The following is a 19,500-nucleotide window of genomic DNA, read 5'->3' as shown; positions in this document are numbered from 1 at the left end:
AGCGGCGGTACCCGCGGCACCGGTCGGGCGCGGCCGGCGACCGGGCACGCCCACTCGCCGGCCGGGCCGGTTGGCTTCGGTCAGCGGTTCCCCGCCGCGGACGTCGCCTCGCGCCACAGGTCGATCTCGTCCTTGTTCCTGCGGCGGCGGGCGGCGGTGAGGAGTGCGCCGGCGCTCGCCACCAGGGCGACGACAGTGAACTTGCGCATACCGACTCCCCTTCGTCGACTGCCTTCGCAGGCCACCGTATCTCGGCGGGATGCTCCCCGCCCCCGACGATCGTGATCTGGTCACGATCGGATCACACCTCCGGGACCGGGGCACGGCACGGTGCCGGCCCGACCGCCGGTCAGCGCTGGTAGGTCGCCCGCAGTACGGCCCGCGCCAGGCTGTGGAAGGTCAGGTTGAACCCGACGACCGCGGGCGCCACCGTCGCGTCGATCTCCAGCTTCGGGACGTCCACGGCGTGGACGACGAAGACGTACCGGTGCGGCCGGTCCCCCTCAGGAGGCGCCGCGCCGCCGTAGTTCGCCGTGCCCCAGTCGTTGCGGACGTGGTACGCCCCGGCCGGCAGCCCGGAGAGGTCGCCGCTGCCGGCGCCCTTGGCCAGCTCCGTCACGCTGGCCGGCACGTCGACGAGGACCCAGTGCCAGAAGCCGCTCCCGGTCGGGGCGTCCGGGTCGAAGCAGGTGACGGCGAAGCTCTCGGTCCGCGCGGGGAAACCCGTCCAGGACAGGTGCGGCGACAGGTCCGCGCCGCCGGCGCCGCTGAACACCTGGTCCAGGCCGAGCGGGCTTCCGTCGGTCAGGTCGTCGCTGCTCAGCGAGAACGACGGCAGCGGGGGCAGCAGGTCGAGCGGATCCGGTGCGGTGTTGCGGTCCAGCAGGGACATCGGTCGATCCTCTCGTGCACGTTGGATGACACTGTGGAGACAGGGCCGGCAATCCGTCGGCTCTGCGTTTCCTCGCGATGAAACATCAGCGCGCCGGTACGGGTGGAGACGGGTCATGAAGCTGGTCACCGCGATCGTGCGGCCCCACCGCGTCGACGACGTGCGAGCAGCCCTGACAACCTACGGTGTTCATGGGATGACCGTCAGCCAGGTCACCGGATTCGGGCTGGAACTGTGGCGCACCCAGACCTACCGCGGGAACGCCTTCCATGACGAGTCAACCAGCAACATCCGGCTGGAGCTGGTGGTGGCGGACACCGACGCGCCCGACGTGGTGAACGTGATCCGGCGAGCGGCGGCGTCGACGTCCAGCGGGGCCGGCAAGATCTGGGTGCTCCCGGTGGAGGGCCTGGCCCGGATCCGGACCGGCGAGCGGGGGACCGACGCGCTGTGAGCCCCCGGGGCCCCGAAGGACCCCGGGCAGGCCCTGACCAGGACCCGAACATCCCGCCGCAAGACCGGTCGCAATGTGTGTATTGGGACAATCCGGGAGCTTTTCGGCTTATGTTGTGTCGCCGGGGCGACATCGGGCCCACCGAGCGGATACGGTGGACAGGTTCCGGCGGGTGTCTCCCACTGAATCCCCCCGTATCAGTGGGCCGCCCGCCGGAACCCAGAACATCCCCGGTGCCACGGCCAGACCGCCTCGCGGTGGCCGCGCCCTTCTCTCGCTGCCGGCGGCACAGGCCACCCGGCGGACGCCCGTCCCACACCCGCGGACTCCCGCCCACGGGCCTGCGCCGCGCGCTCCCGCCTCAGCGTTCCCGGTCGCTCCCGGCCCGGCTGATGCTCCCGGTCAGCGCTGCCGGGAGCCATCAGCGGGGCCCGAGGGCTCAGCGTTGCCGAGGAGCGGAGTGCCGGCCGCCGCCACGGCGCCCGGCCGGGCCACGGTCCTCCCGGATCGGGCCCTCGCCCTCCCGGGGCCGAGCCTCCGGGAACTTTTCGGTGTCGTACCCGTATCCGCCGGGCCCACTCGGACCCGCCGCGCTCGCGCGGGACTGGTCGTAACGCCCGTCGGCGTAGTGGTTCTCCGGCTGCCACCCGTCGGCGTTCCGGTACCCGGCCGCGGTCTGGTGCTCGTCGACCGGCTGGTAGCCGTCAACGGGCTGATAGCCACTCTGGTAGCCGCCCGCGGCCTGGTGACCGCCCGCAGCCTGGTAGCCGCCCGCGCTCTGGTGACCGCCCGCGCTCTGGTAGCCGCCCGCCGCGTCACCAACGTCGGGAGACCCGGCGGTGACCCCGGCCTTCGCCTTCTTCCGGCGGGCGCGCAGGAACTCGACCATGATCGGCACCACCGAGACCAGCACCACCAGGATCAGAATCGCCTCGACGTTCTCCCGGATGAAATCGATCTTCCCCAGAAGCGCACCGAGCACCGTGACCCCGCACCCCCACAACAGGCCACCGATCACGTTGTAGACCACGAACGTCCGGTAGTTCATCCGACTCACCCCGGCGATCACCGGCGTGAACGTCCGCACGATCGGCACGAAACGCGCCAGCACGATCGAACGACCACCATGCTTCTCGAAGAACTCGTGCGCCTGCTCCACATACTCCCGCTTGAACAGCCGTGAGTCCGGACGCCGGAACAGCGCCGGACCCGCCTTCCGCCCGAACAGGTAACCCACCTGGTCACCCGCCACCGCCGCCACACCGACCAGGGCACACGCCAACCACAGCGGCGTCGACACCTCATCCTGCGAGATCAGCAGACCCAGCGTGAACAGCAACGAGTCACCCGGCAGGAAGAACCCCACCAGCAACCCGGACTCCGCGAAAACGATCAGGAGGACGACCACCAGGCCGGCCTTCGCCAGGCTGTCGGCACTGATGAAGTCCGGCCCCAGGGCCAGAGTGTTCGACGCGAACGTGGTCACTGTCGAGGGCCTCCAGGAAACTCAGGCGACGGGGCCGGCGCCCGCCCGTCCAGGGTCTCACGCCACCCGGGCGGCGCCGATCCCGCCTCGGGGAGGCCGGCCCACCGACGGCACGCCCCCACACCGGGGCGGAACTCGTTATATGGGCCCTCAGCTCACAAGAAACACAGCGGACCCACAGACGACCTCTCCTCCACCGAAACGCCCCATAACCTCATTACGTGGCAAGATCCCGACTGTCTCCGCGCGGACTTGCCCTCTCGCTCGTCATTCTGACGGGGCTGCTCACCACCTGCGCGCCGGAGCCGACCCCACCGCCGGCGCCGGCCACAACCCCCCAGGCACCCGGTTTCGGCTACCAGCTCGCCGGCTACGGCCTGGAGGACGTCATGACCGGCGGCCGGCGGGGCTCCACCGATCTCACCGACCTGCCGCCCGGAGCCCCGGGTGAGCTCGTCTCATCTGCCGAGGTGTCCGCCCCGCACGGCGTCCGCGCCTGGCGGATGATCTATCACTCCCGTGGCCCCCGCAACGAGGACCGCCTGGTGACAGGCCTCGTCGTCGCCCCAGCCGGTTCCTCCGCCGCGCCGGCCGGCGGCCGCCGGCTGATCTCCTTCGGCCACGGGACCACCGGGATCAACGACTCGTGCGCGCCGTCCCGGGCCGAGCCGCCCCTGTCGACGGTGGGCGGGGTGCTGCCCCTCGTCCAGGCCGGCTACGTGCTGGCCGTCACCGACTACATCGGCCTGGGTGGGCCCGGTGAGCACCCGATCTACGTCGCCGAGCAGGAAGGACGGGCGCTGCTCGACGCCGCCCGCGCCGCGCACTCGCTCCAGGCGGCCCGAGCGGGGCGGGACGTCGTGCTCTGGGGCTACTCCCAGGGTGGCCAGGCGGCGCTCGCCGCCGGTGGGCTGGCCGCGTCGTACGCGCCCGACCTACGGGTGCACGGGGCCGCGGCGACGGCGCCGCTGGCGGACCTGCCCACGTCGCTGCGCCTGCTCGACCGCACCGCGCCGGACGGCGTCGCCTACGTGCTCCTCGCCGCGCTCGGCCTGGCCGCCGCGGATCCCACCGTCGACCTGAACGCCATCCTGACCGCGACCGGGCGGCGGCTGACCGCCGTGGCGCGCAACCAGTGCGCGGTGGGCCTGCTGAAGGCCAGCCAGGGGGAGTCCACGGCGAGCGTGTTCACCGCGGACCCGCTCACCACGGAGCCGTTCGCGGGCGGGTTCGCGCGCCAGTGGCGGCAGGCGCGGCTGCCCGGGCCGCCCGAACTGGTGCTCCAGGGCGACCTGGACACCGTGGTCCGGCGGTCCACCACCGACGGCGTCGTCAGCGGGCTGTGCGCCGCGGGCGGCCCGGTCGAGTACCACCGGTACTGGCTGGCCGACCACGGCACGATCCTCGACGTCTCCCTGGCCGATCTGACCGGCTGGATCAACGCCCGGTTCGCCGGGACGAAGCCACCCGGAGACATCTGCGCCCGGCCCTGAACGTCACCGCCCCGCCCTGAGCGTCATCCCATGGGCGGATGGCGGTGCTCGGCGGCGATCCCGAAGCGTCGGTGGGCCGGGGTCTCGGCGGGGGTGACGGGGTCCAGGCGCGCGGGCGACAGATCCACCCGCTCGGGGTGATCTCCAACGCCGTCGTCGGTGGTCCCGGTGTCCGCGGTTCGGGTGTCCGCGCCGGCCTCGTCGAGGGCTTCGAGGCGGGACAGGTCCGCGGCTGAGACCAGCGCCGCGACCGACTTCCCGTGCCGGGTGAGGCTGACGCGCTCCCCGCTGAAGGCGACCCGGCTGACGAGATCCGACAGTTCCGCGCGCGCCTGGGTGACCGGGATCTGGCGCGTCATAGCTTCTCGATGTACGTTCTGTACAGAACGAACAGTGAGGAGAGACTGTCCATGGAAGCAGTGTGTCATCGGAAGGGCCCTCTCTGCCCATCCGCACCCATGAAGATCGACCAGCCCCAGGGCATCGCCGGTCCCTCGTCCACGACGGCGCCGGGCTGGACCCTGGACGAGCAGGTCTACCAGCGGCTGCTGGACGACCGGATCGTCTTCGTCGGCGCCGCCGTCGACGACGCGCTCGCGAACCGGGTGTGCGCGCAGCTCCTGCTGCTCGCCCGGGCCAGCCGGCGCCAGGACATCTCGCTGTACATCAACTCGCCCGGCGGCTCGGTCGACGCCGGTATGGCGATCTACGACACGATGCAGTTCATCGAGAACGACGTCACGACCTACGCGCTCGGGCTGGCGGCCTCGACGGGCCAGTTCCTGCTCACCGCGGGCACCGCCGGCAAGCGCTTCGCGCTGCCGAACGCGCGGATCATGATGCACCAGCCGCATGGCGGCGTCGGCGGCACCGCGTCCGACATCGCCATCCAGGCCGAGCAGGCGCTGCACACCCGCCGCCGGATGCAGGAGCTGATCGCCGAGCACAGCGGTCACCCGGTGGCGGAGATCGCCGCCGACTCGGACCGCGACCGCTGGTTCACCGCGGCGGCGGCGCGGGAGTACGGGCTCGTCGACGCCGTCGTGGAGCACGTCCGGCGCGCGCCCGCCGGCTTCACCCGCTGACCGGCTCCCCCCGCTGACCGGACGCTAAGCGGTACCGACGACCCGGCCGGCACCCCGCGCCGCGGCGAGGGAGAACTCGACGAGCCGGCGGTGGTAGGCCGTGACCGCGCCGGGCGGCCGCTCCCCCGGCTCGTCGCCGGGGTCGGCACGCGGCCGGCCGAACGCCTGGCGCCCGAACGCCTGGCGAGTCAGCAGGGCGCCGAGGAACGCGGCGGCGGCCAGGTCGGTGTCGAGGTCGGGACGGGTCTCCCCGCGCCGCCGGGCGTCGTGGAAGGCGTCCTGCACGGCCGCCGCGCAGCGGTCGACCGACTCCCGCCGGAACGCCTCGTACAGCCCGGGATGGCGGGACAGCTCGGCCAGGCACCGGGCGAGGATCGACATCCGCGGCTCGGTGAAGACGGCGTCCACCAGAGGTGCCAGTCGCAGGAGATCCTCGCGCAGTGATCCGGTGCGCGGCGGCACGAGACCGGCGGCCAGCGTGCCCAGCGCGGCGAGGACGAGATCGTCCCTGGTCGCCCAGCGGGCGTAGATGCCCCGCTTCGCCACGCCCGCACGGGCGGCGACGCTGTTGACGCTGAACCCGCCGACGCCACGACCAGCCAGTTCGTCGACGGCGGCCCGCAGCACACGTTCGTCGATCGTCGCGTCGCGAGGACGGCCCCGGCGGGGCCGCGCGCACTCCGCGGCCGGTTCGTCGGGGGGCATCCGTCAAGAGTAAGGGCCGCCCGCGTGGGCACCGATCTCACGGAGCGCGGAGCTACCCGGCGGTGTGGGTCACAGCATGCCGGCGAATATCCGGGCTGTGGCACTGGTTGTGACCGGCGGGTGCGCCTGTGCCCGGAGGCATCCCGCGCGATCTCGGGGTACCCACGAACGGACCGCTCGAACGGACCGCGGAACCAGACCGCGGAACCGGACCACCCGAACAGACCAGCCCACGAACAGAGGAAACGATGGCCGCACCGCTCTACACCGCCACGTCCACCGCCTGGGGCGGCCGCGATGGCCGCGTGGTGTCCAACGACAGCCGGATCGACCTGCAGCTGTCCATGCCGAAGGGGCTGGGTGGCGACGACGGGCCCGGTACGAACCCCGAGCAGCTCTTCGCCACCGGCTACGCCGCCTGCTTCCACGGGGCGCTGAAGGCCGTCGCCCGGGAACGCAAGATCGACGTCACCGACTCGGCGGTCACCGTGTCGGTCAGCATCAGCCGCACCGACGAGGGCCTCGACCTGGCCACCCGCATCGAGGCACAGATCCCGGGTGTCGACCCGGCGACCGGCCGTGAGCTGCTCGACCTGGCGCACGCCAAGTGCCCGTACTCGCGGGCCACCCGGGGCAACGTCGCTTCGGAGGTGACGCTGGTCGACGGCGAGAGCTGAGCGGCGAGAGCTGAGCGGCCAGAGCTGAGCCGCGGCGGCTGAGCGGCGGCGCCCGCCGCCCGCCAGGCCAGCGGGAGCCCCGCCGCAGGACAGCCCACCGCGCACAGCCCGGGGACGGGTCAGCCAACGCGCGGACAAGCGATCGGACAGACGGTTCGGGGCCTTCGGCACCGATTACGAGCCGTCACCGGCTTTGTCGCGGAGCAGGGGCAAGTGTCCCGATTCCGTGAAGATCGCGGTTCGATGTCCTAGTGTGCCAAGCAACGGCGCTGTCCTCGGGCTCGCGGGACCCGTAGGAGGCCGCGAGCGATGGAGGGCGCACCGTTGCGGATAGCGTTGCTGTCGTACCGAAGTTTGCCTACTTGTGGTGGCCAGGGGGTGTACGTACGGCAGCTCTCGCGTGAACTGGTGACTTTGGGTCATCAGGTTCAGGTGGTGAGCGGGCCGCCGTACCCGAACCTCGACCCGGGGGTGGGGCTCACCAGGCTTCCCAGCCTCGATCTCTACCGCGACGGGGACCCCTTCCGCTGGCCGGGGTTCCGTGAGTTCCACTCGCTGGCGGACGTCGTCGAGTTCGGCATGATGCGCACCGGGCAGTTCTCGGAGCCGCTGGCGTTCTCGCTGCGGGCCTTCGAGGCGCTACGGCCGCGGCGTGGCCAGGGCCGGCCCGACTTCGACATCGTGCACGACAACCAGGGGCTGGGCTACGGCCTGCTGCCGCTGCGCCGGGCGTTGCGGCCCTACGGCATCCCGGTCGTGTCGACGATCCACCATCCGATCACCGTCGACCGGCGCCTGCACCTGGCCGCCACGACCGGTCGCCGGGCCGCGCTGGGCGTACGCCGCTGGTACTCGTTCCTGCCCATGCAGGCCCGGGTGGCCCGTGGTCTGGACGGCGTGGTGGTTCCCTCCGAGAGCTCCCGGCACGAGATCGTCGCCGACATGAACGTCCCCATCGAGACCCTGCACACCGTCCCGCTCGGCGTGGAGGCCGACGTGTTCACCCCGCGGCCGGCGCCGCCGTCCGACGCCGCGCCCGGCACCGGGGGCAGCGCCGACGGCGGCGCCGCCACGCCGGTGCCGGGGCGGATCATCGTGGTGACCAGCGCGGACGTCCCGCTCAAGGGGCTGATGGTGCTGCTGGAGGCGCTGGCGAAGCTGCGGGCCGAACGCCCGGTGCACCTGGTGTGCATCGGGAAGGTGCGCGAGGGCGGGGCCGCGCAGCGCCAGGTCGGCGAGCTCGGGCTCACCGAGGCGGTGACGTTCCGGTCCAACGTCCCACAGGCCGAGATGGTGGACCTGCTGCGCTCCGCCGAGGTCGCCGTCGTCCCGTCCCTCTACGAGGGCTTCAGCCTGCCGCTGGTCGAGGAGATGGCGTGCGGGCTGCCGCTGGTCGCGACCACCGCGGGCGCGCTGCCCGAGGTGGCCGGGCCGAACGGCGAGGCCGCGCTGCTGGTGCCCCCCGGCGACGCCGGCGCGCTCGCCGGCGCGATCGCCACGCTGCTCGACGACCCGGAACTGCGGGCGCGGATGGGCGCCGCCGGCCGGCGCCGGGTGGAGGAGCGGTTCTCCTGGCAGGCCGCCGCCGCCGGCACCGCGGCCTGGTACGAACGGCGGATCGCGGCCGTACGGGCGGCCGTCCCGGGCAGTGGGCCACCGCCCGTCGCCGCCTCGACCGGCGCGGTGGCACCGGTCGAGCCGGCATGCTGACCGTCGACTTCGCCCGGTTCCCCGTCCCGCGCGAGGCGAGGGTGCTCGACCTGGGCTGCGGCGCGGGGCGGCACTCCTTCGAGGCGTTCCGCCGCGGCGCGCACGTGATAGCCCTCGACTACTCGGCCGACGAGGTCACCGGCGTCGGCGCGATGCTCGCCGCCATGTCCGCCGAGGGCCAGGTTCCCGGCGGCGCCCGGGCGGCACCCGTGCGCGGCGACGCGCTGGCGCTGCCGTTCGCGGACAGCACCTTCGACCGGGTCATCGCGGCCGAGATCCTGGAGCACCTGCCCGAGGACACCGGTGCGATGGCCGAGCTGGCCCGGGTGCTGCGCCCCGGCGGGTTCGCGGCGGTCACCGTGCCCGCCCGGCTCCCGGAACGGGTCTGCTGGGCGTTGTCGGACGACTACCACAACGTCGAGGGCGGCCACATCCGCATCTACCGGCGCGACCAGCTGATCGAGAAGCTGCGCGTCAGTGGCCTCGAACTGGTCGGCCAGCACCGCGCGCACTCCCTGCACGCCCCCTACTGGTGGCTGCGCTGCCTGGTCGGCGTGCACGACGACGACCACCCCGCCACGAAGCTGTACCACCGTCTCCTGGTCTGGGACATGATGCGACGCCCGGCGCTCACCCGGACGGCCGAGCGCCTGCTGGACCCGGTGCTCGGCAAGAGCATCGTGCTCTACCTGCGCAAGCCGCGCCCCAGGACGGCGGACGCGACCGACGCGGCGACGCTGGCCGCCAGGGCGGCGGACGCGGCGGACGCGGCGGCGCTGGCCGGCAGGACACCGGAGGTCGAGCGTGCGACCAGGTGAGCCGGCGCCGGGTGTTCCGCTCCTCGCCCGTGAGGCACTGCGCGCCACCGCGGACGCGATAGCCGCGGTCCAGGAGCCGGACGGAGCGATCCCGTGGTTCGCGGGCGGCCACACCGACCCGTGGGACCACCTGGAATGCGCGATGGCCCTGCTGATCGCCGGCCGGGTCGACGCCGCGGACGCCGCCTGGGACTGGCTGCGCCACCACCAGCGCCCGGACGGCTCGTGGGCCACCAGCCACGTCGGCGGAGCCGTCAAGGAGGACTTCGCCGACAGCAACCAGTGCGCCTACGTGGCGACGGCGCTGTGGCATCGCTGGCTCGTCACCGGCGACCGCGCCTTCGTGGCCCGGATGTGGCCGGTCGCCCGCGCCGCGCTGGACTTCGTCGTGGACCTGCAGGCCCCCGGCGGCCAGATCTGGTGGGCCCGCACCGCGGCCGGTGAGGACTACCCGGAGGCGCTCGTCACCGGCTGCTCGTCGACCCTGCACAGCCTGCGGTGCGGCCTCGGTCTCGCCGCGCTGGTCGGCGAGACGCGGCCGGAGTGGGAGGTCGCCGCCGGCGCGCTGTGGCACGCGCTGCGCCGCCATCCCGAGTACTTCCTGCCGCGGGACCGCTGGTCGATGGACTGGTACTACCCGGTGATCGGCGGCGCGCTGCGCGGCGCGGAGGGGCGGGCCAGGCTGCGCTCCCGCTGGGACGACTTCGTCGTGCCCGGCCTCGGCATCCGCTGCGTGGCCGACGAACCATGGGTCACCGGCGCCGAGACCTGCGAACTCGCCATCGCGCTGCACCTGGTGGGCGAGACCGGGGCGGCGACCGACCTCGTCCGGGAGATGCAGCACCTGCGGACCCCCGACGGGGCCTACTGGACCGGCTGGCAGTTCGCCGACAAGTGCCACTGGCCGGAGGAGCAGTCGACCTGGACGGCGGCCGCGGTCGTGCTCGCCGTCGACACCCTGGCCGGCGGCCCCACCGAACGCACCTTCCGCGGGGACGATCTGCCCGAGGGCCTGCACGTCGTGCACCGCGACGACCTGCCCGAGCCACGCGACCCGTCGACGCCCCGCACCGGGCGAGGCACGGCCGGCGAACGGGCGCCGCGCGGCGAGCAGCGGGCCGGCGACCTCGCCGCCCCCGGTCGGGGCGGCGAGGCGCTCACCGGTCCGTGGCGCGCGTGCGGGTGTGACTCAGAAGAGCCGGCGGAGGACCCGCAGCGATCCCGTGCGTGACATCTCGCTGAAGCCGTCCCGAACGGCGCGCAGCAGGACGTGGTACGGCGCCTGGCCACCGTCGGCGGGGTCGGGGAACACGTCGTGGATCACCAGCCGGCCGCCGGGACGCACGTGGCGGGCCCAGGCCTCGTAGTCGGCCTGCGCCTGCTTCTCGGTGTGCCCGCCGTCGAGGAACAGCAGGTCGATGGGGGTGGACCACCATCGCCCGACGATCTCGGACCGCCCGACCACCGCGGTGACGACGTCCTCGACCCCGGCGGCCTCCAAAGTCGTGCGCAGCGTGGGCAACGTGTCCAGCCGGCCGGTACGCGGGTCGACGAGCGTGGTGTCGTGGTACTCCCAGCCCGACTGGTTCTCCTCCGATCCCCGATGATGATCGACGGTGACGACCGCGGCGCCGACGAGCCGGGCGGCGGCGGCGAGATAGAGAGTGGATTTCCCGCAGTAGGTGCCGATCTCGCAGATCAGGCCGCCGCCGGGCAGTTCGGCCGCGGCCGCGTGCAGCGCCTGTCCTTCCTCGGGTGGCATGAAGCCCTTGGCGGCCTCGGCCGCCTGCCGCAACGCCACGTCCACGTTGTCTCCTCGTCCCAATGTCAGGGGATCCGAGAGGCGGATCCGGGGTACGCGACCGGCGGGATGGACCCGCCCGGCGCCCCGCCCCTTCGCCGCTGCCGCTCGCCCGTCTTACCAGATCAGGCAAACCGGACGCATCGGATGTAAGGGCTCCCGGCCCTCTCTCGGCGCACCCACGCGGCTACCGGATGGGGTCAGACCACTGGCCCGGCCAGGGTTTACCTCCTGAGATTCCGCCAGCACGGCCCGACCCGGGTCGGCTGTCCGACACGCCGCTCGCTCACATCCTGCCTGGATACGTCCCGGAACGCACGGAATGAACAGGGATATCCACAGCATCATCCACAGGTTTATCCACAGCCCTGTGCACAGCGCACAGCGCCTGGCAAGCACAACGGCCCGGAAGCACACACTCAGACCCGGCGAGCCCAGCGATCCGCGGCATCCAGCAGTACCCGTGGCAGGGCCGGGGCGCGATCAATCCCGCCCAAACCAGACCCCAGACCCCAGGCCCGGTGCCCGTGGGTGAGGGAACTCGAACCCCCTGCCTCGCCCGAACACCACCAACCCGAAACGCGATCGCGCACGTGGGGGGTTCGGGGGGCTCGGCCCCTCCGAAAACATCGCGGCCCGCCGGAAAGCCGACCAAAGGTCGGCGAACACGACGGGCCAGCTCGTGGACCTAGGTGGACTTGAACCACCGGCCTCTTCCTTATCAGGGAAGCGCTCTAACCGACTGAGCTATAGGTCCTTGGCTGCTGATGAGAGTACAGGATGGCGACGGCTCCATGACGGCCGCCGCCCCCCGAATTCCGACGGATCGGCTACTGGTCGCTCAAGGTGACCTCGAGCCCGCCGATCATGTCCGCGCAGAGGTTGTAGAGCAGCGCGCCCAGGGTCGCCAGCGCCGTCATCAGGACGACGTTGATCGCCCCGACAAGCAGGCTGATCTGCATCGCCCTCCCGAAGGACAGCCAGCCTGAGACGTCGGTGTTCGTGCCGTCGGTCAGCGTGTCGGCGGCGTCGGTGACACTGTCGAAGACCCCGATCGAGTTCAGCACGAACCACAGCACCGCCACGGCGACGACCATGATCAGGAAGACGCACAGCGAGAACGCGAACGAGAGCCGCGTCACCGAGAGCGGTTCCACTCTGGAGAGCCGCAGGCGGGCGCGTCGGCCACCGGCCGGGCCCCGGCGCGGCCCCTGGCCGGCGGTGTCCCGCACCGGCTCGCGGCCGCCTGGCTGCTGGCCCCGCGGGGGACCACCCTGCGGCCCGGGAGCACCCGCGGGCCGGGCGCGGTCGGCCTCGTCGACCCGGTCGAACGGCTCGGTGGACAGACCGTTCGGGCCCAGGCCACCGGACGTCGGCAGCGGCCCTGGCGGCGTCCCAGGGCGGTCGTAGGGGGCGGTACGGTCCGCCGGCGGCGGCGCCTGCCGGGCCGACGGAGTGGCTGCCCGCACCGGTTCAGGGGTGGGGCGGCGCTCGGCGGGCATGCGGTCGGTGACCGTGCCGCGATCCGGGGAGGTCTTCACGTCCGCGCCGACCCGGTCCGCCGGGCGCTTCGAGCCCCGTTTGGGCAGGTTCGGTCGCACCAGCGAGATCGTGTCGCTGTCCCGGGGTGGGTCGGCCGGGGTGCCGGGGCGTGCCGCCGGGCTTCTGACGGTGGTCTGCGCATCGTGCTTTCTCGTCGTCTCGGCTCTGGATGTTTCCGGGCGGGCGGTGTCCGGGCGGGCGCCTGTTCGGGATGTCCCCGGGCCGGCTGACGGGGCGGCCTCCTTGGCGGCGCCCACACCGCCCGCACCGGCCGCCTCCGCCGGCTTCCGGCCGTCACCCGCCGGCCTCGCCGCGTCCGCGTCGCGGGCGGGCTGCCGACCGGCCGACGGCCGGGCTGCCTCGTCGGGTTCGGAGTCGCCACCGCGTGGCGCGGGGGCAGCGCGGTCCGCCCCGCCACCGGCGCCTGCCGGGGACGAGCCCGGAACGGCCCCCGACGCGCTCAGTGGCTTGGGCTCGCCCGCACCGCCGGCACCGAGGCGCGTCGTCTGGCTGGCCTGACCGGCCTGGCCGGGTGCGTTGTCCCGGTCGGGTGGGGCGTTCTCGTCCCGGCCGGGACGCTGGAAGAAGGGGCTCGCCGCACCGCCGGCACCCGCACCGCCGGCACCGCCCACACCCGCGCCACGCGCGGGCGGCGCCGCCCCGGAACCACCGGGCGACGCCGCTCCGGGAGCGCCCTTTCCGGGCGACGCCGGCCCCGGAGCACCCGCTCCGGGCGACGCCGCTCCGGAGGAGGGCCGGGACGGGCCGCGAGAGCCCGTTCCAGCCCCTCGCCCGGCCGCGGGACGGCTCTCCCCCGGCCGGCCGTCCGCGGGACGGCCGGTTCCGGGGAGGAACCCGCGTTTGGACTCGCCGTCGTCCTTCCCCGGTGTCGAGCGGGGGCCGCCCGCACCGCCCACCGCCGCGCTCGTGCCGGAGCCGGCCGCCCCGGCCGTGCCGGCTGCCCCGGGAGCTCCCTTACCGCTCCCGGCTCCGATCCCCGTCCCGGTGCCGGCACCCACGCCCGGTGCCGCGCCCACGGGGCCGGCCTTCGCCGGGCCCGACCGGCGGGTCCGGTCCGGGTCGTCCGACCGGCCGGCCACGGCCGCGGTGCGCTGCTCCGGACGGGCCGGGGAGGCGCGGTGGACGGCCGACCGGGCGGGCCGGTCATTCTGACTGTCGCTCACGGATTCTCCCCGTCCACTCCTGGTCGCACGTGGGGTCGCACGCCTGTGGTCCTGGCGTGCCACCGACGACGCGCGACGTGGCCGCCCGGGACGGTCAGGTCACCGGCTTCAGCCCGCCGCGCCGTCCGGCCCGGCGGTCTCGCCGTCGCCGTCGCTGTCGTTGGCATCAGCATTGCGCGCCACACCGACCACCTGCACACCGGCCTCCAGGTCGATGAGCCGTACGCCCATCGTCTGCCGTTGTGCCTGGCGGACATCCTTCGCTACGGTGCGCAACACACCGCCATTGGATGTGATGGCGTAGAGCTGGTCGTTCGGTTCCACGACGAGCGCCCCGACCAGACCGCCCCGGGTCGACACGATCTTCGCCGTGAGGACCCCCTTGCCGCCTCGGCCCTGGACGGGGTACTCCGCGAGCGGCGTCCGCTTCGCGTAACCGCCGCTGGTCGCGACCAGCAGATCCGCGGGGCTGTCCGGCACGACGACGGACATGGAGAGCAGCTCGTCCGCCTCGTCGAAGCGCATGCCGATCACGCCGGACGTCGCCCGCCCCATCGGCCGCAGCTGCTCGTCGTCGGCGTGGAACCGGATGGACTGGGCGTTCCGGCTGACCAGCAGCAGATCGTCACCCGGAGCGACGAGACGGGCGGAGATGAGCTCGTCGTCGTCACGCAGGTTGATGGCGACCAGGCCGCCGGCGCGGTTCGAGTCGAAGTCGGTCAGCGCCGTCTTCTTGCACAGGCCACGCTTGGTGGCGAGCACCAGGTAGGGGGAGGCCTGGTAGTCCTGGATCGCCATCACCTCGGCGATCCGCTCGTCCTGGCTGAAGGCGAGGATGTTCGCGACGTGCTGCCCCTTGGCGCTGCGCGCCTGCTCGGGCAGCTCGTGCGCCTTCGCCCGGTAGACCCGGCCCTTGTTGGTGAAGAACAACAGCCAGTGATGCGTCGTCGTGACGAAGAAGTGCTCGACTATGTCGTCCTCGCGCAGCGCCGCGCCCTGCACGCCCTTGCCGCCGCGCTTCTGCGAGCGGTAGAGGTCGGTCTTGGTCCGCTTGGCGTAGCCGCCGCGGGTCACCGTGACGACGACGTCCTCACGGGCGATGAGGTCCTCGACGGACATGTCGCCCTCGAACGGGACGAGCCGCGTCCGCCGCTCGTCGCCGAACTTCTCGACCACCTCGGCCAGCTCCTGGCCGATGATCTCGCGCTGCCGCACCGGCGAGGCGAGGATCGCCTCCAGCTCGTCGATCTTGGCGCGCAGCTCGGCGGCCTCGTCGATGATGCGCTGGCGCTCGAGGAACGCCAGGCGGCGCAGCTGCATGTCGAGGATCGCGGTGGCCTGGATCTCGGAGAGCGAGAAGCGCGCCATGAGCTGGCCGCGGGCGACCTCCGCCGACTCCGCGCTGCGGATGAGGGCGATGACCTCGTCCAGGTGGTCGAGCGCGATCAGCAGACCGTCCAGGACGTGCAGCCGCTCGCGCGCCTTGCGCAGCTGGTAGCGGGTGCGCCGGACGATCACGTCGACCTGGTGCTCGACGTAGTAGGAGATCATCTGGTCGAGCCGCAGGGTACGCGGCACGCCGTCGACGATCGCCAGCATGTTGACGCCGAAGGTGTCCTGCAGCTGGGTGTGCTTGTACAGGTTGTTCAGCACGACCTTCGCGACGGCGTCGCGCTTGAGGTCGATCACGAGACGCTGCCCGATACGCGCGGACGTCTCGTCGCGGACGTCCGAGATGCCGGTGACCTTGTTGTCACGGACGAGCTCGGCGATCTTCTCGGCGAGGTTGTCCGGGTTGACCTGGTACGGCAGCTCGGTGACGACGAGCTGGGTGCGGCCCTTGTTCTCCTCGACGTTGACCACGGCGCGCATCCGGATGCTGCCGCGACCGGTGCGGTAGGCGTCCTCGATGCCGTTGCGCCCGACGATCAGGCCGTGGGTCGGGAAGTCCGGGCCCTTGATGATGCCCAGGAGCGCCTCGAGGAGCTCCTCGGCGGTCGCCTCGGGGTGGTCCAGGGACCACTGCACGCCCTTGGCGACCTCGACCAGGTTGTGCGGCGGGATGTTGGTCGCCATGCCGACGGCGATGCCGCCCGCGCCGTTCACCAGCAGGTTGGGGAAACGGCTGGGCAGGACGAGCGGCTCCTGCGAGCGGCCGTCGTAGTTCGGCGCGAAGTCGACCGTCTCCTGGTCGATGTCGCGCAGCATCTCCATGGCCAGCGGCGCCATCCGGGCCTCGGTGTACCGCATGGCGGCGGGCGGGTCGTTGCCCGGCGAGCCGAAGTTGCCGTTACCGTCGACCAGTGGGTAACGCAGCGACCACGGCTGGGCGAGCCGGACGAGCGTGTCGTAGATCGCCGAGTCGCCGTGCGGGTGATAGTTACCCATGACGTCACCGACGACGCGGGAGCACTTGAAGTACCCCCGGTCCGGCCGGTAACCGCCGTCGTACATCGCGTACAGAACCCTGCGGTGGACGGGCTTCAACCCGTCACGCACCTCCGGCAGGGCACGGCCGACGATGACGGACATGGCGTAGTCGAGATACGACCGCTGCATCTCGACTTCGATGCCGATGGGTTCGATGCGGTCGCCGGGGGGCGGGGGTAGGACGTCGACCACGGGGTCCTTCCAGGCAGTGGGGGCGATGAGTCGGCTGGGGCGGGCCGGGCGCCGGGTCGCGGGGATGGCCCGGTCCGGGCCACGCCTTCCGCGGGCCGCTCACTCGCAGGTCCGCCGGGATCGGAGTCGAAGGTGCCAGGCTGCCGGGACGGGTCGATCGGCCCGGTCAGCCCGGACCCGCCCCAGCGGAGGCTGGCTCAGATGTCCAGGAAACGCACATCCTTCGCGTTGCGCTGGATGAAGTTGCGCCGCGCGTCGACGTCCTCGCCCATCAGGACCGAGAACAGTTCGTCGGCGACGGCGGCGTCGTCGAGCGTCACCTGGAGCAGGATCCGCTTGTCCGGGTCCATGGTGGTGTCCCAGAGCTCGGTGGCGTTCATCTCGCCGAGACCCTTGAATCGCTGGATCGCGTCCTTGGGCAGTTTGCGGCCGGCCTCGACGCCCTGTTCGAGCAGGCCGTCGCGCTCCCGGTCGGAGTAGGCGTACTCCCAGTCCTCACGGCCCCACTTGATCTTGTAGAGCGGGGGCTGCGCGAGGAAGACGTGCCCGGCCTCGACGAGCGGGCGCATGAACCGGAACAGCAGGGTGAGCAGCAGGGTGCGGATGTGCTGGCCGTCGACGTCGGCGTCCGCCATCAGCACGATCTTGTGATAGCGCAGCTTGGCGATGTCGAAGTCGTCGTGGATACCGCAGCCCAGCGCCTGGATGAGCGCCTGGACCTCGGTGTTCTTCAGGACCCGGTCGATGCGGGCCTTCTCCACGTTCAGGATCTTCCCGCGCAGCGGCAGGATCGCCTGGAACTTCGAGTCCCGACCACCCTTGGCCGAGCCGCCGGCCGAGTCACCCTCGACGATGTACAGCTCGCACCGCTCGGGGTCGGTGAACTGGCAGTCGGCGAGCTTGCCGGGCAGGCCCGTCCCGCCGAGCAGGCCCTTGCGCCGGGTGAGGTCGCGGGCCTGGCGGGCGGCGATGCGGGCGCGCTGCGCGTCGAGCGCCTTGCTGACGATCGAGCGGGCCTCGGTGCGGTTGACCTCGAACCAGTCCTTGAGCGCCGAGTAGCACATCTCCTGGACGAACTTCTTGGCCTCGGTGTTGCCGAGCTTCGTCTTGGTCTGGCCCTCGAACTGCGGCTGCGCGAGCTTCACCGAGATGATCGCGGTGAGGCCCTCCCGGATGTCGTCGCCGGAGAGCCGCTCGTCGGGGTTCTTCGAACCGGCCTTGACCGGCTTGAGGAGGTTCTGGTCCTTCGCGTAGGCGTTGACCGCGCTGGTGAGGGCGGCCCGGAAGCCCTCTTCGTGGGTCCCGCCCTCGTGCGTGTTGATCGTGTTCGCGAAGGTGTAGACCGACTCGTTGTAGCCGGAGTTCCACTGCATCGCGAGCTCGGCCTCGATGCCGGTGCCCTTGGACTCCAGCGAGATGACGCTGCGGTGGACGGCGTCCTTGGTCGCGTTGAGGTGACCGACGAAGTCGACCAGGCCGTTGTCGTACCTGAAGGTGATCTCGGTCGGCTCGACTGCCTCGACCGGCTTGGCCGCCTCGGCCGCTTCCTCTGCGGCCGGGGCCGGGGCAGAGGCCTTACCGCGCTCGTCCCGCAGGGTGATCGACAGGCCCTTGTTCAGGAACGCCATCTCCTGCAGGCGGCGGAAGAGCGTCTCGTACTTGTACGTGGTGGTCTCGAAAATCGTGGGGTCGGCCCAGAACGTGATGGTCGTACCGGTCTTCTTCGACGTGCCGGTCTGCGCCAGCGGCCGCGCGGGACGGGAGTTCTCGTAGGGCTGGAACCAGCTGTGCCCGTCGGTCTGGATCTCGACGTCGAGCCGGGTCGACAGTGCGTTCACGACGCTCACGCCGACGCCGTGCAGACCACCGGAGACCGCGTACGACTCGCCGTCGAACTTGCCGCCGGCGTGCAGCGTGGTGAGCACCAGCTCGACGGTCGGGATCTTCTTGACGGGGTGTTCGCCGACCGGGATCCCACGGCCGTTGTCCGTGACGCGTACGCCGCCGTCGGCCAACAGGGTCACGGAGATCGTGTCACAGTAGCCAGCGAGGGCCTCGTCCACCGCGTTGTCCACGACCTCGTAGACCAGGTGGTGCAGGCCCCGTTCCCCGGTGGAGCCGATGTACATGCCAGGGCGCTTGCGTACCGCTTCGAGACCCTCGAGAACCTTGATCGAACTAGCGTCGTAGGCCACGCGGCAGGTCCCCTCGTTCTGGACGGAAGTACTACTCAGTCTACCTGGCAACCCGTCGTAACGGACGCAAGGTGCCGTCTCAGCCGTGCGCTGGGCCCCGAACTTCGACCCGGTGACCTCCCCTACCGGCTCCGCACCGCCCGCAGTCTTGCGCGCCTCTGCGACCGGCAGGCGACCGAGGCCGCCTCCCAGCCGCCCCGCCGACCCGCTTGCGGGCCCGCCAGCGCTCCGCCGACCGGCCCGAGGCGGTCTTTCGAGGATCTCCGGGAGCTGCCGGGAGCTGGTCCGTCATCCGTAGGTGTCCCGCGGGCCACGGCCACCCTGCGCGGACATGCCGCCGTGGTTCCATGAGGGCGCGGCCGGCCCCCGTACCGTGATGCGCCGAACCACGTGCGGCCCGAGCTCCTTGCGGAGAATCCCGAGAATCTGCCGGGAGAGCATGCGCAGCTGCGTCGCCCAGGCCGTCGACTCCGCGACCAGCTCGAGCTCCCCGTCCCGCAGCGAGACCGGGGAACAGTGCGCCGCGATGCCCGGCCCCACCAGGACATCCCACCGCGCCAGCACCGACGCGTCGGTCGCCCGCGTCTGCCAGCCGCGCTCGGCGACGAGGCGCGCGACGGCCGAACCGAAGTTCATCGGTGTCCGCCACTCCCGGCCCGGCGCGGCGATGCCCGGCAGCCGCTGGCGGGCCGGCGGATCGCCGGAGTCGTCCCGCCCACGGCGCCCGGCCGCGGTGGCGCGGCCGCCACCGCCGCTACCCGCTGCGCCGCCCGGGCGGCCCGTCCCCCGGGCCCGCGCGTCCTGCTTCGCCCGCGCGAGCATCTGCCGGGCGAGAT

At 72.4% G+C, this 19,500-nt stretch carries 17 protein-coding genes and 1 tRNA gene; 7 read left to right on the top strand and 11 right to left on the bottom strand.

Annotated features, from left to right (window positions below; all coding sequences use genetic code 11):
* Nucleotides 1-80: 80 nt before the first annotated feature.
* Together B056_RS0122515 and B056_RS0122510 are read right to left on the bottom strand one after the other, a co-directional pair.
* Complete coding sequence (locus B056_RS0122515; RefSeq protein ID WP_018504118.1) at nt 81-209, bottom strand: DLW-39 family protein; 129 nt, start codon at nt 207-209, stop codon at nt 81-83.
* 140 nt (nt 210-349) lie between these two features.
* Nucleotides 350-892, bottom strand: coding sequence for a YbhB/YbcL family Raf kinase inhibitor-like protein (locus B056_RS0122510; protein WP_018504117.1), 543 nt, complete (start codon nt 890-892; stop codon nt 350-352).
* A gap of 115 nt (nt 893-1,007) precedes the next feature.
* Between B056_RS0122510 and B056_RS0122505 the strand changes: the two genes are divergently transcribed.
* Nucleotides 1,008-1,346, top strand: a complete 339-nt coding sequence (locus B056_RS0122505) for a P-II family nitrogen regulator (RefSeq protein WP_018504116.1) — start codon at nt 1,008-1,010, stop codon at nt 1,344-1,346.
* A gap of 439 nt (nt 1,347-1,785) precedes the next feature.
* On the opposite strand, the gene B056_RS0122500 is transcribed toward B056_RS0122505, so the two are convergent.
* Nucleotides 1,786-2,832, bottom strand: a complete 1,047-nt coding sequence (locus B056_RS0122500) for a DedA family protein (RefSeq protein ID WP_018504115.1) — start codon at nt 2,830-2,832, stop codon at nt 1,786-1,788.
* Between the two features lie 221 nt (nt 2,833-3,053).
* Between B056_RS0122500 and B056_RS0122495 the strand changes: the two genes are divergently transcribed.
* Entirely contained in the window at nt 3,054-4,325 is a 1,272-nt protein-coding gene (locus tag B056_RS0122495) for a lipase family protein (protein WP_018504114.1), read from the top strand.
* 23 nt (nt 4,326-4,348) lie between these two features.
* Here B056_RS0122495 and B056_RS0122490 read toward each other — a convergent pair whose 3' ends face one another.
* On the bottom strand, nt 4,349-4,684 hold the full coding sequence (locus B056_RS0122490; protein WP_018504113.1) for a type II toxin-antitoxin system Phd/YefM family antitoxin: 336 nt from the start codon (nt 4,682-4,684) through the stop codon (nt 4,349-4,351).
* Between the two features lie 99 nt (nt 4,685-4,783).
* Between B056_RS0122490 and B056_RS0122485 the strand changes: the two genes are divergently transcribed.
* Nucleotides 4,784-5,410, top strand: a complete 627-nt coding sequence (locus B056_RS0122485) for a ClpP family protease (protein WP_018504112.1) — start codon at nt 4,784-4,786, stop codon at nt 5,408-5,410.
* Between the two features lie 24 nt (nt 5,411-5,434).
* On the opposite strand, the gene B056_RS0122480 is transcribed toward B056_RS0122485, so the two are convergent.
* Complete coding sequence (locus tag B056_RS0122480; protein WP_018504111.1) at nt 5,435-6,115, bottom strand: TetR/AcrR family transcriptional regulator; 681 nt, start codon at nt 6,113-6,115, stop codon at nt 5,435-5,437.
* A 248-nt stretch (nt 6,116-6,363) separates the two neighbouring features.
* Here B056_RS0122480 and B056_RS0122475 point away from each other — a divergent pair, with 248 nt between their 5' ends.
* The 4 genes from B056_RS0122475 (at nt 6,364) to B056_RS0122460 (ending at nt 10,551) form a co-directional block, all read left to right on the top strand.
* Nucleotides 6,364-6,792: an organic hydroperoxide resistance protein gene (locus B056_RS0122475; protein ID WP_018504110.1), complete on the top strand. Its 429-nt coding sequence runs from the start codon at nt 6,364-6,366 to the stop codon at nt 6,790-6,792.
* A gap of 309 nt (nt 6,793-7,101) precedes the next feature.
* Nucleotides 7,102-8,502, top strand: a complete 1,401-nt coding sequence (locus B056_RS37575; protein ID WP_035752326.1) for a glycosyltransferase family 4 protein — start codon at nt 7,102-7,104, stop codon at nt 8,500-8,502.
* The gene (locus B056_RS0122465; RefSeq protein ID WP_018504108.1) at nt 8,496-9,320 is read left to right on the top strand and encodes a class I SAM-dependent methyltransferase; all 825 of its coding nucleotides are present in this window, start codon (nt 8,496-8,498) and stop codon (nt 9,318-9,320) included. Before B056_RS37575 ends, B056_RS0122465 begins: the two co-directional genes overlap by 7 nt.
* Nucleotides 9,307-10,551 carry a prenyltransferase/squalene oxidase repeat-containing protein gene (locus tag B056_RS0122460; protein WP_018504107.1) on the top strand — a complete coding sequence of 415 codons (1,245 nt, stop codon included), beginning with the start codon at nt 9,307-9,309 and terminating at the stop codon, nt 10,549-10,551. The genes B056_RS0122465 and B056_RS0122460 overlap by 14 nt, the downstream gene beginning before the upstream one ends.
* On the opposite strand, the gene B056_RS0122455 is transcribed toward B056_RS0122460, so the two are convergent.
* From B056_RS0122455 to B056_RS0122425, 6 genes are all read right to left on the bottom strand, one after another.
* Nucleotides 10,510-11,127 (bottom strand): class I SAM-dependent methyltransferase, encoded by a 618-nt coding sequence (locus B056_RS0122455; protein WP_018504106.1) that lies wholly within the window; start codon nt 11,125-11,127, stop codon nt 10,510-10,512. The genes B056_RS0122460 and B056_RS0122455 overlap by 42 nt on opposite strands.
* A 677-nt stretch (nt 11,128-11,804) precedes the next feature.
* A tRNA-Ile gene (locus tag B056_RS0122450) sits at nt 11,805-11,878 on the bottom strand.
* 73 nt (nt 11,879-11,951) lie between these two features.
* A complete protein-coding gene (locus B056_RS44630; RefSeq protein ID WP_230203118.1) occupies nt 11,952-13,847 on the bottom strand; it encodes a DUF3566 domain-containing protein in 1,896 nt (631 codons plus the stop codon).
* A gap of 108 nt (nt 13,848-13,955) precedes the next feature.
* Entirely contained in the window at nt 13,956-16,469 is a 2,514-nt protein-coding gene (gene gyrA, locus B056_RS0122435; protein ID WP_018504104.1) for a DNA gyrase subunit A, read from the bottom strand.
* Nucleotides 16,470-16,666: 197 nt separating this feature from the next.
* The gene (gyrB, locus tag B056_RS0122430; RefSeq protein WP_026240015.1) at nt 16,667-18,664 is read right to left on the bottom strand and encodes a DNA topoisomerase (ATP-hydrolyzing) subunit B; all 1,998 of its coding nucleotides are present in this window, start codon (nt 18,662-18,664) and stop codon (nt 16,667-16,669) included.
* 288 nt (nt 18,665-18,952) lie between these two features.
* Nucleotides 18,953-19,486, bottom strand: a complete 534-nt coding sequence (locus B056_RS0122425) for a DUF721 domain-containing protein (RefSeq protein ID WP_018504102.1) — start codon at nt 19,484-19,486, stop codon at nt 18,953-18,955.
* Between the last annotated feature and the right edge of the window lie 14 nt (nt 19,487-19,500).

This window comes from Parafrankia discariae (genome assembly GCF_000373365.1).
In the GTDB taxonomy this organism is placed as follows: domain Bacteria; phylum Actinomycetota; class Actinomycetes; order Frankiales; family Frankiaceae; genus Parafrankia; species Parafrankia discariae.
The sequence above is the reverse complement of the archived record's forward strand: the minus strand, read 5'-3'. Positions and strand labels throughout refer to the sequence as shown.